At 37.4% G+C, this 15,005-nt stretch carries 10 protein-coding genes; 8 read left to right on the plus strand and 2 right to left on the minus strand.

Features of this window, described 5'->3' with window-relative positions; genetic code table 11:
• The first annotated feature begins 4 nt into the window (after nucleotides 1–4).
• Nucleotides 5–3,172, plus strand: coding sequence for an ATP-binding cassette domain-containing protein (locus B5473_RS14080; RefSeq protein WP_079528722.1), 3,168 nt, complete (start codon nucleotides 5–7; stop codon nucleotides 3,170–3,172).
• Nucleotides 3,173–3,245: 73 nt separating this feature from the next.
• Here the strand turns inward: B5473_RS14080 and B5473_RS14085 are convergent, their stop codons facing one another.
• Nucleotides 3,246–5,075: a serine hydrolase domain-containing protein gene (locus B5473_RS14085; RefSeq protein ID WP_254865322.1), complete on the minus strand. Its 1,830-nt coding sequence runs from the start codon at nucleotides 5,073–5,075 to the stop codon at nucleotides 3,246–3,248.
• A 158-nt stretch (nucleotides 5,076–5,233) separates the two neighbouring features.
• On the opposite strand from B5473_RS14085, the gene B5473_RS14090 reads away from it, so the two are divergent.
• The 3 genes from B5473_RS14090 (at nucleotide 5,234) to B5473_RS14100 (ending at nucleotide 9,785) form a co-directional block, all read left to right on the plus strand.
• Entirely contained in the window at nucleotides 5,234–6,220 is a 987-nt protein-coding gene (locus tag B5473_RS14090) for an NADPH:quinone reductase (protein ID WP_254865323.1), read from the plus strand.
• A gap of 166 nt (nucleotides 6,221–6,386) precedes the next feature.
• Entirely contained in the window at nucleotides 6,387–8,225 is a 1,839-nt protein-coding gene (locus tag B5473_RS14095) for a hypothetical protein (RefSeq protein ID WP_079526217.1), read from the plus strand.
• Nucleotides 8,226–8,357: 132 nt separating this feature from the next.
• Nucleotides 8,358–9,785, plus strand: a complete 1,428-nt coding sequence (locus B5473_RS14100; protein WP_079526219.1) for an aldehyde dehydrogenase family protein — start codon at nucleotides 8,358–8,360, stop codon at nucleotides 9,783–9,785.
• A gap of 437 nt (nucleotides 9,786–10,222) precedes the next feature.
• Here B5473_RS14100 and B5473_RS14105 read toward each other — a convergent pair whose 3' ends face one another.
• On the minus strand, nucleotides 10,223–11,107 hold the full coding sequence (locus B5473_RS14105; RefSeq protein ID WP_079526222.1) for a glycine betaine ABC transporter substrate-binding protein: 885 nt from the start codon (nucleotides 11,105–11,107) through the stop codon (nucleotides 10,223–10,225).
• 305 nt (nucleotides 11,108–11,412) lie between these two features.
• Between B5473_RS14105 and B5473_RS14110 the strand changes: the two genes are divergently transcribed.
• From B5473_RS14110 to B5473_RS14125, 4 genes are read left to right on the plus strand one after another with little or no spacing between them, the layout of a single operon-like run.
• On the plus strand, nucleotides 11,413–12,552 hold the full coding sequence (locus B5473_RS14110) for a betaine/proline/choline family ABC transporter ATP-binding protein (RefSeq protein ID WP_079526224.1): 1,140 nt from the start codon (nucleotides 11,413–11,415) through the stop codon (nucleotides 12,550–12,552).
• Nucleotides 12,549–13,196, plus strand: coding sequence for an ABC transporter permease (locus tag B5473_RS14115; RefSeq protein ID WP_079526226.1), 648 nt, complete (start codon nucleotides 12,549–12,551; stop codon nucleotides 13,194–13,196). Before B5473_RS14110 ends, B5473_RS14115 begins: the two co-directional genes overlap by 4 nt.
• The gene (locus tag B5473_RS14120; protein WP_079526228.1) at nucleotides 13,193–14,089 is read left to right on the plus strand and encodes an osmoprotectant ABC transporter substrate-binding protein; all 897 of its coding nucleotides are present in this window, start codon (nucleotides 13,193–13,195) and stop codon (nucleotides 14,087–14,089) included. The genes B5473_RS14115 and B5473_RS14120 overlap by 4 nt, the downstream gene beginning before the upstream one ends.
• Complete coding sequence (locus tag B5473_RS14125) at nucleotides 14,086–14,769, plus strand: ABC transporter permease (protein ID WP_079526230.1); 684 nt, start codon at nucleotides 14,086–14,088, stop codon at nucleotides 14,767–14,769. The genes B5473_RS14120 and B5473_RS14125 overlap by 4 nt, the downstream gene beginning before the upstream one ends.
• The last annotated feature ends 236 nt before the right edge of the window (nucleotides 14,770–15,005 follow it).

Consider the following 15,005-nt stretch of genomic DNA (forward strand, 5'->3'; position numbering starts at 1 on the left):
CAAAATGAAAATCAATCAACTAATTGCAAACAACATTTTTAATTTAGATACAGTAGTACCAGTCGATAAATCGTTAGGTGTTGCTGGTCTTTCTGGATCTGGTAAAACAACTTTTTGTCAAACGATCGGGGAAGAGTCCAAGAAACGACTAGTTTCATTATTGCCAAAGTCCGAATATCAATATCTATTCCCCAATATAATGGAGACAAATTTTAGTGCTATTAAAATGGAAGAATTGCCTTTAGTACTTTTCCTCGGAAAGTCTTCTATATCCTCTAACCCACGCTCAACTATCGGTACACATACTGGCGTGTTTAAAGAGATTCGCGATGTTTTTGCCGAAAAATTTGATCTTTCTCCTGAAGTATTTTCGTTTAATAATGAACTAGGCTGGTGTTCTTCATGTAAAGGACGCGGTACGACTAAGAACATTGAATGTAAAAAGTGTGAAGGAAAACGCTATAATCCGGAAGTTCTCCAAAAAAGAATCGAGTTATTTAATCAACCACATAATATTGCTGATGTTAACGAATTAAGTATTGAATCCATGCTTGCATTAAAAGAAGTGTTACATATTAGTGAAGAGAAACAACATATCCTTAAAAATCTTATCAATATGAATATTGGTTACTTAACGTTAAATCGTATAATGGGCACATTATCAGGGGGGGAATTAACGCGACTTTACTTGGCTGAATTTATGGCTACAAGTGAAAATACCGTTATTATCATCGATGAAATCTCTGTAGGTCTTGATCATCAAACATTACTGAAAATTTTAGAACAAATAAAACAACTAGGTTACAAAAACCAAATTTGGCTCATTGACCATTCAGACACAGTGCTCGATGTTACGGGAGAGCAGTTGTTTTTCGGACCGGGCAGTGGGAAATACGGTGGAAAAATTGTAGAAGAATCTCCTCGTCCTAAACCAATCAATTATGAACTGAATAAGGCAATGCCAACAGATTACTACTATTTTAAGGAGTTATATAGCCGTAATATTCAGATGGCTGAAATTCAGATTCCTAAAAATAGAATCGTTACTTTTACGGGAGAATCCGGTTGTGGTAAATCTACACTTGTCAATGAGTGTATAGCAAAGGATTTTCTGAAAAGATACCCGAAAGATAAAATTGTAATGGTCGGGCAAAATCGAAACCAATCGATTACAAGCCGTTCAACTGTAGCCACTTTTCTTGATATTAAAAGAAAAATAACGAAGTATAGTGAAGAAATTGAGGATATCTTTCAGCGCTCGATTGAAGATATTATTGAGGAATTGCCTGAAGGAGACATCACTCATAAACGTTTGAGCCTGTTAATCAAACTTGGACTTGGTTATTTGACATTAGAAAGAAAAACGCAGTCTTTATCGAATGGTGAATTCCAATGTGTTCATTTAGTTTCAGAGCTTTATGCCAATACTAAAAATCCACATACATTATTTATTTTTGATGAGCCTTCAAAAGGTTTGTCGCAAAATATTTTAAATCAATTCATTGATAGTATAAGAGTCATACTTCAAGATGAATCAGTTTCGATCATAATGATTGAACACAATTCGTATATGCTGGGGAACTCAGATTTTATCGTTGATTTTGGAAAAAGAAAAATTGAACCAGTCGAATATTTAGAGATAATGAGTCATGATGATTATTATCGCGGGCAAAACAGCACAAATAACGTACCGGAGCAAATTCCCTCAGCTATTAACCAACAAAACGGTGTTCATTATTTAAAAGAAAAGCATGTTGCCTATTTTAAAAATGCAGAAAATATTTATAAAGGTGGTATTCTCAAAACCTTATCATCCATGGCTCGTTTAATTTATGGTGAATACGAGTCTGCTACAATAGCTCCGGTCATTGCGATTGATCTGGAACGCCAATTATATAGTCAATATAGCTTCCTATATGAAATGGGTGGATTGATCAATCATATTGTAGCCGCGCATCCAACAAACAAAGATACGAGAAGCTTCGATCTTTATCATCAAGACAATCATTGTCCAAGCTGTTCTGGTCGCAGGGTTATTGAGAAATTTGATTTTGATGTTGTTGTTCAGGACAAGACTGTCCCATTTTGGGAGGGCTTATTGCATCCGGACGTGATGGAAGTATTAAAGTATTATAAATACTCGAAATTGGAATTCCTTTTTGAAGAAATCAAGAACGAACTCGGTCAGGATATAAGTAAAAGTTATAACGAGATGACAGAAGCCGAAAAGGACACTTTTTTATACGGTTATTGGAAAAATTCCTTCTATGATAAAGCGGACAAGGCAAGAAGAACATGGCAAGGTTTTAATCAAATTATAGGGATGTATATGTTTATTTCGAAATCACCTATTAAAGAACTTATGAAAGAATCGAAAGAAATGATTACATGTCCGGTTTGTGAAGGCTCTGTGCTGAATCATCAGAAACAGCTGAAGTATAGTGATACTGATATTCGTGAGATTATAAAGCTGCCGCTTGATAAAGTAATAAAAACAGTAGGTCCGTTACCGATACTGGACAAAATAAAATCAATCGTTGGTGGCGATATGGTTTTAACAGAAGATGTCTCTTTACTGCCTCGAGAAATCCAAGTGGCATTGAAATTATTTGAAATTGAAGTGGCAAGTTTTGCGCAATATGAAGTAGTTTTACAAAATGCCCTGCCTTTTTGGGACAGCATTCAAGGTAATATTGAGGCCATCAGTAAAAATAACCGCGTAACCATTTGTGATTTTGGTAATATCGATGAAACGAGAGAAACGATCATTGACAAGTATTTCACGAATGGAAAGTATAAAAAACTAACATATGTTTATGAAGCATTCGGTTACAAAAAACTTGTTACGCAAATAAACAAAATTAAGAAAAGCAATCCTTGTCCTTTCTGTAAAGGAAAGAAAGCACTCTCTGAAGATGGGCTGCACGATGGGGTCTCTAAATTAACAATTCCATGTGTAAGCTGTAATGCTAGTGGCATCAATAATGAAGGTTTGAAGGAACTAGTAGAAGGAATACAAGTGAAAACTTGGTTAACCGGAACGGTAAGTGAAATTGTTGATAACAATTTCTATACAAAAGCTGTTGCAGAAATTCCTATTTTTAATCGAATTCGTGAGTTAAATAAAAAAGAGATGATGGCTGTCTACCAATGCCTTGAGGAGAAAAATTAAAGTAACTCAAAAAAAAGCAGATGACGAAGTAAATTCGAACATCTGCTTTTGTATGTTGAAGAAATAGAACAATTTAATAGTAAAGCTCCCAGCCTATAATTAAGATGACAAGAAGTAACGCCGAAATACAAGAAAATGCATAGCGTATTTTTTGAGAACGAGTTGTCGTTGTTTTTTTCCAACCAGTAAATATTGCTACCAGACTAATGGCTACGAATGCGATGTATCCATAGTTGACCCAAAAATGAATTTTCAAGGTTGTATAAGACGCATAATTTAATGTTCTGTAAGCTAAAACAATTATATTAATAAAAGGGATAGTATTCGCGAATAGCAATCGTATTTCCCATTTTTCTGCAACAGCAGCTCGGACTGCTTTTTTTCGGTTTATAATCTTTTTGATGAACAAAATTAATAAAATAATGAGTGTATACAGACCACTAAAAGCTACCGCTACGATACTGAACAGATTCAGTATTTTCATTTTTTGAGTGACAGGTAGAATATCACTTGTCGGCATTGAAATCATTTCCACATTTCCATCATTCAACGTGACATGAAAGTATATACGATAATTATCTAAAGATTTATATAAATACGGAGCGATTTGTTCAAGTTTCATCCCAAAAGCATCTATACTGATTGAGTCTGTCGCTTTAAAACGGCCAATACTAAGTGCACTATACAACTTGGTAAAACCTTTATAAGGTAGCCTTGCCATATAGTAATTTCCTTCAAGCTCCTGCGCATTTGGCATTGTCTGCTTGCCTTCTACTTTAGAATACTCACCGAATATAAGTGTCGGCAAACCATAACTTATTCCGGCTTCACCCCCCTGATTTGTGAAAACAATTACTCCCATATTTTCATCTTTTGAAAAAGAGAAATTGCTTGAAAAGCTGTCTGTGTTTCCTGCATGTTCCAATACATCAACTGTATATAAGCCTTTCCAAAAACCATGTGCATTTCGTGAGATGCCATCGTCATAAAAGTCACTAGTTGTCAGCATTTCATCTAATGTCCGATTGTTTTGAAACAAAGGACTCTTCGCTCCGTCTGCCGGCATAAGTGCCAGCATGAATTTAGCTGCATCGGTTATCGTACCAATTGCACTACCGGCTGGATATAAACCGATATAGATCCGTTCATTTTTTGAAATAGTAAACTCGCCACCATTGTTAATAATATAACCGTAAATTTCATCTCTTTTTGTAGCAACATTCGTGTTATCTTCCTGTGTCGGATGAAGCGTTGTGTCCTTCATACCTAACACCGAGAAAATATGTTCATTTACATAATCATAAAAAGGCTGTTCTGCCAGCTGTTCCACAATAAAACCGGCGAGTGCTACACCATAGTTTGAATAGGCAACAACACTTCCGGGTTTATGCACCTGATAAGGCTCAGTAATGTGAAGCATCTCTTCTAAAGGTTTTATATCATTTGCTGACATATAAAATAAATCTGTAAATTTTTCTTCCCACCCAGCGTTATGGTGCATCAGATTCAACATGGTAATAGGGGCATCATACCGTATTTTCGTCAGAAATCCTTCCGGCAGATACGTGCGAATATCTTCATCTAATTTTAATTTTCCTTGCTCTGCTAGCTGCATCACACTGGTCCATACGAGAAGCTTTGTAACGGAACCCCATTCAAATACAGTATCCGCTGTGATATTCACCTGATTTTCTACATCAGCATAGCCATACGCCGTATTCAAGAAAATTTCTCCGTCCTTCACAATTAGCACATTGGCTCCTGCTGTAGTCGTCCCAATGTATTTAGAAGCATATTCATCCACATGTTCCTTTAGCTCGGTGTAAAGAATCCCTGACGGTGTAGCCATGCTTTCTTTTGCAGAAGCAGTTGGTACGTAACATAGCACCATTACTGCTAACAATAAAATAATTTTTTTTATTATTTCTCGCCTCCTCTATACCATCCATACAACTGAAACAATTAAAATATTACATTGTTATTTAAATATGTATTTAAGCGAAGCTATCTCTATACAAAACGTAATTTTTCTAATATTCTTAATATAATATAGATGATGGGGTGAAGTTATTGAAAGCAATACGAATCAATCAATTTGGAACATCTGAAAATTTAGTAGTGGAGCAAACTGAGGTATCTACTCCAGCCGAAAATGAAGTACTGATCAACCTTCATGCAGCGGGTGTGAATCCTAGCGATGTTTATACTTCTACAGGTACATATGCGATTAAACCGAACCTGCCATATACGCCAGGCCTGGACGGGGCAGGGATTGTTGAGCAAGTTGGAGAACAAGTGACAAACGTAAAAGCAGGAGACCGAGTATTTATCGCGAGCTTGCCGAATGGTAAGTCGACTGGTACATTAGCACAACAGATTGTTTGTGAAAGCCGCTTCGTTCATCCGATTCCGGAACACATTTCATTTGAACAGGGAGCCGCGTTAGGAATTCCAGCATTGACAGCTTACAGAGCGTTGGTAGGAAGAGCACAAGTGAAATCAGGGCAAACGGTTTTCATTCATGGAGCAAGTGGCGCAGTAGGTTTACAGGCTGTTCAAATTGCAAAAGCTTTAGGGGCAAAAGTAATTGGAACAGCAAGCCGTGATTCCGGGAAACAACTAGTAAAAGAAGCGGGCGCGGATGTTGTGCTAGATCATATTAAAGAAGAAACAATTGAAACTGTACTTGAAGCCAATGACGGCAAAGGTCCGGATGTCATTATCGAATTTCTGGCAAACGAAAATCTGCAAACCGATTTGCAGATGCTTGCCAAGCACGGTGTCATCGTTATCGTTGGAAACCGTGGGGAAATTGAAATTAATCCTCGTCTTGTGATGCAAAAAGAATGTGATGTACGTGGTATGGTACTGTTTAATGTTTCGGCAGAAGAACACAAGGAACTGATATATGGTGTGGCAAAGCTTCTAGAAACAGAACAGCTAAAACCTGTTGTAGGTTACAGTTATTCGTTAGAACAGGCTGGCAAGGCATTTGATGCAGTAATCAATGGAGATCATAACGGGAAAGTAGTTATAAAAACTCAATAATATATTTTGGGGACTAGTACATTTGCTAGTCCTTTTTATCTGACTATTCTCATAAATAAAATCGATACTTGTAATATTATTTTGTTAGTTTGCAACTATTTAACAAATAGTTAACAAAAATTGTTATGATAGTTATATAGAAACGAGAGGGATAGGTAGCAAGTAAATGGGATTTAAAGAAGAGTTTAAGCGGGAAATGCGCAATGCCAAAAATGACATTGCAAAAGAAGTAGAAAAACACTGGGTCCTGGAGTTTCAAGGCCATCAAATAGAAGTCATGAATGGCATGATGGAAGAAGTTTTAAAGGTAGATGGTCAAATGATTGCACAAAATTTGCGGAAATCAATTTGGTCGCATATCATGCCATTTTCTATAATGAAAGGAACTTTTCAATCCAAAAGCGGTAAGACCCATAAAGTTTATGTAAAAATAGGCGGCTTTGTTAAATTGAATGTAACGGTTAAAGTGGATGGAAAACAGCTGCTCCATGAAGCGATGAAACTGCAATTTTTACCTTGGGCAAATAAGGAGTATATAGTTCCATTCCTTGAAGAACAATTTCACCAGAATGAGCAACTTATAACAAAAGATTTGCCGGATGACGAGTTTTTATATGATGAACATCATCCGAAATTTGCACCAGGATTTGCTGACCAGCTTCATCAGGAGGCAGTAACGCCATTTTATACGAAAAAGCTGATCAAATTATTTTTAGAACAGGTCGTAAATCCAGGTGATCAAACACGGAAAGCAACTTATGAAAAAATTAAAGATGAGAAGGTTATCAGCTATTTCCATGAATTTTTGGAGCTGTTTTCTGAAGCTGAAAAAGATGAAAATCGAGTGAAAGCTGAGGCGATTTGGCTGCTAGAACATGCAGCACATCGTGAAGTTGTGAAATTCGCGCTTCTTGTGTTAGGAACAGTTAAATGTGAAGAGTATAAGGAACGATTGAAAGTGATTGCATTACATGAAGAATTCACTGGAGTAGCTTTATTTGCGTTAACAAACGGCACGATAAACAGTAATCCGACGGTGTGGAATATTGCGCAAAATGTTTCGGACTGGGGGAAACTCGAAGCACTGAATTTCCTGGATGCCTCAAATGAAGATATCCGACAGTGGATATTGCTGGAAGGATTAAAAAATACCGTACCTGGTAATGCATCTTCTTTAATGTGTGCTGAAAAAGGGAAGCTTGATATTGAACTGCACGAAGAAATTATTTCCGGGAAAATATTTGACAGTGCAGGGACAATAATTTTAGCTCTTTTATACGAAGGGGCTTATCAAACAATGGATGAATATGAGTATGCAGGTCAAGTACTGATGCGTTATACACATCATGCGAAAACACATTGTCTGACATTCAGCCAGTTTTTTATTTTGACACAAATTCTTGAGTACTTGCAATATGATGAGGAAATATGGGAAAATCGCTTTTCTTCTAACTGGAAGCCGCATGAAAAGCGTACGGTTGAAGAAAACATAGAAGAAATTGCCCAAAATCCATTATGGCTGCAGGAAGCGTTGGAAATACTGCAAAATGACCAAGAGAATGAGGAGAAGGCATTAGCAGTAGCCAAATTTTATAAAGCAGATATTTCGGACATCGTATTTGAGAAATTAAAGAATAATCCGGAAAACGTACAATATTATTATTCATTATTTGCCGCGAAGGATGCGCAAATTATCGAACGGCTAATAGGAATTACGCATTCTTTTGGAGATTTCAATGAACTGACAAACGATCAGAAAGTTATCGTTTTATCTCTTATTGAAGAATTGGATCAGTATAATGGGCTTGGTCTGGAATTTATAGGGCAAGCACTAAAAACTACTGACGACCATTTGCATTATATGGCGATTCAGACATTGCATTCATTCGATCGTGCACATTGGCAAGGTACGGAAATCGAACAGCTTGTTGTACGTTTTGCAAAAGAAACAAAAGATCCGGATGTGAAGGAAATCGCCAAGCAATTACTTGCAATAAATGAATAGATAACGCTGTTTGAAAAATTCGAAGTGCTACTAAAGTCTTCGAATTTTTTGTACTTAGGGTGAAGTTCAAATGTTTACTGACAAGCACAGAGGGAATATTTTTAATAAGTCGATTTATAAAGGAGTTTGATTATGCTAAATCATACAAAACAATACATCAATGGAGAATGGGTTGATTCTACTGGAACAGATACAATTGAAGTTATTAACCCTGCGACAGAGGAAGTAGTAGGTAAGATTAGCAGCGGAACTAAAGAAGATGTGAATCGAGCAGTCCAGGCGGCGAAGGAGGCATTTCCTACCTTTTCCAAAATGTCAGTGAACGAGCGAATTAAGCTTTTAGAAGCTATAGCTGAAGAGTATGAAAATCGTAAAGACGATTTAGTGAATATAATGACCGCTGAATTAGGTGCGCCTATTACGAAATCGGAGGAAATCCATTATAAGATGGGGCTAACGCACTTTAAAGAGGCGGCAGAACAATTGAAAACGTTTAAGTTTACTGAAGAAAGAGAGAAATCATATATTCAGAAAGAACCGATTGGTGTAGCAGGACTGATTACACCATGGAACTTCCCGACAAATCAGATTTCCACAAAGCTTGCCAGTGCATTGGCAGCCGGTTGTACAATGGTAGTAAAACCTGCTTCCCAAACACCATTTGCAGCAGTCATTCTGGCGGAAATTTTGGATAAAGCAGGTGTTCCAAAAGGTGTCTTTAATCTTGTCAACGGTTCGGGTTCAACAGTAGGTGAGGCAATCAGTACTCATCCTGATGTAGACATTGTTTCTTTTACCGGTTCTGGTGAAGTTGGCAGCGGGTTAATGAAAAATGCTGCAGAAGATATTAAAAATATTTCATTGGAACTTGGCGGCAAATCGCCTTTCGTAATTTTAAAAGATGCGGATGTAAAAGAAGCAGCAAAAACAGCATTAGGACAAATTGCTATGAATACAGGGCAAGTATGTTCGGCTGCAACACGCATGATTGTACCGGAAGAAATGCATGATGAATTTATTGAAGCAATGAAAGAATTAGTGAAGGAATTTCCAGTAGGGGATCCACAAGATGAAAATACATTTATGGGTCCGCAAGTTTCCAAAGACCAATGGGAGACTGTTCAATCCTACATTAAAAAAGGTGAAGAAGAGGGTGCAACCATTGTGATTGGTGGCCATGGCAGACCAGATGGAATCGATAAAGGATTCTTTTCACAAATTACGGTATTCACGAATGTGAAAAACGATATGACAATTGCACAGGAAGAAATCTTTGGTCCTGTTATGTCGGTCATCAAGTATAAAGATTTAGACGAAGCAATTGATATTGCCAATGATACGATTTATGGACTTGCCGGTTATGTATTCGGAAATGATAAAGAAGAACTGAAAAAAGTCGCTTTATCAATCCGAGCGGGGCAAATCCGTATTAACAATAGTGAAACGGATCGTTCGGCACCATTTGGCGGATTTAAACATTCTGGTATTGGCCGTGAATGGGGCGATTATGGTATCGAGGAATTTCTTGAGCCAAAAGCAATTATGGGAATGCCATTTTAATTAGAAAGCTGTCCAAGTAGCAGTTACTTGGGCAGCTTTTTTTGAATGTTGGGGAACGGCGCTGGGATTTTATTAGAAGAGTTGAGACGTATATTAGAAGAAGTGCGCTGGATATTTGAAGATCTGAGTGGGATATTAGAAAATTTGACTCTCTTATTAGAAGAAACGTGAAATATATTAGAACTTCGCAAATTTATTAGAACAAATAAAAATATATTAGCAGATTTCCGGATTTATTAGAAAACCGGGTCCCGACTCCTTCGCCATAACGCAAAATATTGTAAGTTATCCACCAGTAATTAACGATTTCAAGAATTATTGCGCGGGAAATTTTTGAATTATCTGATATTAATAAAGGGCATCGGTATGTTTTAGCATTGCATCCCTTCTATATAAAAAAGCACCGAGATTATTTCTCGATGCCTTAGCTAATTGTATTATTCTTTTGCAGCTAAATCTTCAATGGAATCAATATCCATATATGTCGGGACAACAAAACCAAGGCGTGCACCTTTTAAGTTTTCCCCTAAATCAATAAAGTCATCTTTGTGCTTTTCATAAAAGGATTCATGTGTAATTGGCAGCCAAGGGGCTAATGAAATATCACCATTTCCTGTTGATATTGCTTGGAACATAATCGCAGGGTCAACAGGAGTGATTTCAGCTTCGAAACCATGCTGTTCCAAAATGGCTTCGATGACATGTGATGAAGCATCCTCTGTGTCCCAAGGAGTAGAAATAATACTAATTTCTTCTCCGTTACCTTTCTCAACCCCGGAAGTCCATTCTGCAATCGTTTCCGAATTTTCCTCAACCCATTTGTTCGCAGCCACTTTAAAATCCGAATTTTGGGCATCTGTCATGACAGTTTCCATATCTTCAGGCTCCCAATAAAAGCGATCCACAATTGTATAGGCATTCGGGAAATCTTCTTTAAAGCCTTTTCGAACAATTGTATTAATATTTTCGATTTCGCCTAATGACTTTTTAGGATCTTCTAAATATTTCAGATCATATTTTGCAAACATCCAGTGAGGGTTCCAGCCTGTTATAATAATCGGTTCTTCATTTTTATAAGCCTTATCTAATTCACCCAACATACCTGCTGTTGAACTTTCAGTAAGGTTCCAGTCATTTAGGTTTTCATAATCTTGTAAAGCATTGTTTGCCAATTCCATTGTGCCGCTTCCCGGTTCAATACCATTAATCGTGTAATTTAATTTTTCTTCAATTGTTGCACTGCTATCTTCTTGATTGTTACAACCTGCTAAAAGTAGGCCGGTTACTGCTACTGAAAATAATCCTATTTTTTTCAAATACATAGTACTCTCCCTTTATCCCTTTGGAATGTAACAACTTGTTTTATATTATAGGTTGTTACTTATTTTATAAATTATTAACTTAATTTATATTTTTGTCAATTCTAAATTTAACTAAAAATTTAATTGCATATAAAAAATAGTTAAATATTAAATAATTTTAATAAAAATTACGGAATAAATTTCACCATTACAAAATTGCCAACTAAATGTCTGCATTGTTACGATTTTGAAAAACAGGGTATATAAATAAAGTATTTTATCAAAATAGGGAAATACGATAATTCATGTGAAAAGGAATGAGCTCTATGCTACATATCGAAAACTTACGCAAGGTATACCGTGGCGGGAAAGTTGCGGTGGATAACTTAACTCTTGATATTAAAAAAGGGGAGTTTATCGCATTTATTGGTACGAGCGGTAGTGGTAAAACGACAGCCCTTCGTATGCTGAATCGCATGGTAGAGCCTACTAGCGGAACGATTTCAATAAACGGGAAAGAGATTACGAAAATGAATCCGGTCACTCTTAGAAGAAGTATCGGCTATGTCATTCAGCAAATTGGTTTAATGCCGCATATGACGATCCGTGAAAATATTACGCTTGTACCACGGCTGCTTCAGTGGTCAAAAGAAAAGCGTGACGAAACGGCAAAGTACCTTATATCATTGGTTAACTTACCTGAAACGTATCTGGATTATTATCCATCCCAGCTTTCGGGCGGGCAGCAACAGCGTATTGGTGTAATTCGTGCTCTTGCAGCTGAACAGGATATTATTTTGATGGACGAGCCGTTCGGTGCCCTTGACCCGATTACACGCGATACATTACAGGACTTAATTAAAGAGCTCCAAAAAACACTGGATAAAACAATTATTTTTGTTACGCATGATATGGATGAAGCGATTAAGCTTGCCGATCGCATCGCTATTATGCATGAAGGAAAGCTGGTGCAATTTGATACTCCTGACAATATACTAGCAAATCCGGCCAATGACTTTGTTAAAGAATTCATCGGTTCCCATCGTTTAATCCAGCAAAAACCGAATGTGAAAACGGTAAATGAAGTGATGATTAAACCGGTTTCAATTACCGTTGAACGCAGCTTGGATGAGGCGATTCGCTTAATGGTTAAATCACGTGTAGATACGTTATTTGTTACAGATGGTCAAAATCGATTACTCGGTTTTTTAACAGTCGAAAGTTTAACAGGGAGTTCGCGCACGAAAAAAAGTGTATCAGAAGTTTATAATCGGGATGTTATTTTCATGAAGACAGGTTCCAAACTTCAGGACACAGTGCGTCGTATTTTAAATCTCAATCTGAATAATATTCCGGTTGTTGATGATCAGCAACATCTCATTGGCCTCATTACTCGCGCTAACATCGTAGATATTGTTTACGATACGATTTGGGGAGAAGAGGAACAGGAGCTGATGGATGCATGATGAGCTTTTTTACGGAAAATAGTGCCGATATTTTACTTAAAACATGGGAGCACTTCTACATATCTTTTAGCGCTCTATTATTAGGAGTGGCCATTGCCGTTCCTCTAGGCATAATGTTATCGAAAACGAAGAAAATTGCAAAAATCGTTCTAACGGTTACAAGTGTCCTGCAAACCGTACCGTCACTTGCTCTTTTAGCAATTATGATTCCTTTTTTAGGTGTAGGTAAAGTGCCGGCAATTGTTGCCTTATGTATCTATTCTTTATTGCCAATATTGAATAATACGTTTATCGGGATGCAATCAGTTAATCAAAATATTAAAGCGGCCGGTACAGCAATGGGCATGACACCGATGCAATCGATGCGAATGGTTGAATTACCCCTTGCGATGCCAATTATTATGTCGGGCATCCGCTTATCTGCAGTTTATGTTATTTCCTGGGCGACACTAGCATCATATATTGGTGCTGGCGGACTGGGGGATTTTATTTTTAATGGACTGAATTTATATAAAACAGAGCTCATAGTAGGAGGGGCATTGTTAGTAACTGCCTTAGCCCTGCTTGTGGACTTCCTGTTAAGTCGTTTTGAACGCTTCATGATTCCGAAGGGGCTCCGTATGCAAGGGGGGCGAACATCATGAAAAAATTTTTACTGCTTTTACTGTCTGTCATTGTTTTAAGCGCTTGTGGGAAGGAAGATGATAAATTACGTGTAGGATCGGTAGTTTCCACAGAAGGTCAAATTACTGCTTATATTGTGAAAGGGATGCTTGAACATTACACTGATGAAGAAGTAGAGTTGATCAAAAATCTAGGCTCTGCTGTTGTGCTACATCAGGCGATGCTAAACGGTGATGCGAATATTTCGGCAGTGCGCTATACCGGAACGGATTTAACGGGGGCCCTTGGACAAGAACCTGTCAGTGATCCGGAACAAGCATTGAAGATGGTACAGGAAATTTTTCAAAGAGATTATCAAATGACATTTTTCGATTCATATGGATTCAATAATACGTATGCTTTTATGGTAACGAAGGAAACAGCGGAAAAATACGGGCTGACTAAAATCAGCGACTTAAAAAAAGTGGCTCAGGACTTGCAGTTGGGTGTTGATACGTCATGGATGAACCGTGATGGCGATGGGTATAAAGCATTCAGTGAAGCTTATGGCTTTAAATTTGGACGCGTCTTCCCGATGCAGATTGGTCTAGTATATGATGCGGTTGCTCAAAACGAAGTAGATGTCGTGCTTGGCTATACGACTGATGGACGTATCGCTTCCTATGATTTAACCGTTTTAGAGGATGATCTGCATTTTTTCCCGGCGTATGATGCATCACCATTTGCAGATACGGAATTATTGGAGAAAAAGCCTGAAGTAAGAAAGGCTCTGCAACGACTAGTTGGCAAAATTTCCACAGAAGAAATGCAGCGCCTGAATTTCTTAGCTGACAATAATTTAATTGAACCGGCAGTTGTTGCTGAGGAATTCCTAAAGGAACATGATTATTTTTCAGGAGATGATACACCATGACAGATATGACACAGCTATCGGTAGTTGAACAATTTTTCTTTTATATGAGAGAAAATGGTTCTTATGTATTTTCACAATTTCTCGCACATTTTCAGTTGTCTGTGTATGGTGTATTGCTTGCATCCATAATAGGTATTCCAATAGGGATTTGGATTTCGAAATTTCCGAAGGCTTCAGGACCGGTCATTACACTTGCTAATATTATTCAAACGATTCCAGCGCTTGCATTAATGGCGATCATTATGCTCGTTTTAGGTCTCGGAAAAACGACGGTTATTGTGACTGTGTTCTTTTATTCTCTTTTGCCGATTGTTAAAAATACGTTTGTTGGTATAAGGAATATTGATCGAAGCCTAACTGATGCAGGGCGCGGTATGGGGATGACAAAACTTCAAATCCTGTATATGGTGGAGCTGCCTCTGAGCCTCTCCGTTATTATAACAGGTATTCGTATTGCCCTTGTCGTGGCAATCGGAATTGTTGCAATCGGTGCGTTTATCGGGGCAGGCGGACTTGGTGATATTATCATTCGAGGTACAAATGCTACGAGCGGAACAGCTATTATTATAGCGGGCGCACTTCCGACCGCTGTAATGGCAATTTTGGCAGATGTTTTACTATTATGGCTCGAGAAACGACTTGATCCAACAAAACGAAAAAAAATAAGAGTTGCTGCTTAAAAATAAAAGAAAGATTAAAAACACCTATTTTTCAAAATAGGTGTTTTTTATTCATTTAGGAATAATTTGAAATTACCGCCACAATAACTGGTAATGTTTTTAAAAAGAGTAAAAAGGGAGGAAATATTTTTTATGTTATTAATAAAACGTTTAGATATATGGTTGATAGGAATTGGAGATTTGTAATATCTAGTTAAAATTTAACAATTGTGAAACTTATTGTAAGTTTAATTCGT

Origin of the sequence: Solibacillus isronensis, from assembly GCF_900168685.1 — a bacterium.
Taxonomy (GTDB): domain Bacteria; phylum Bacillota; class Bacilli; order Bacillales_A; family Planococcaceae; genus Solibacillus; species Solibacillus isronensis_A.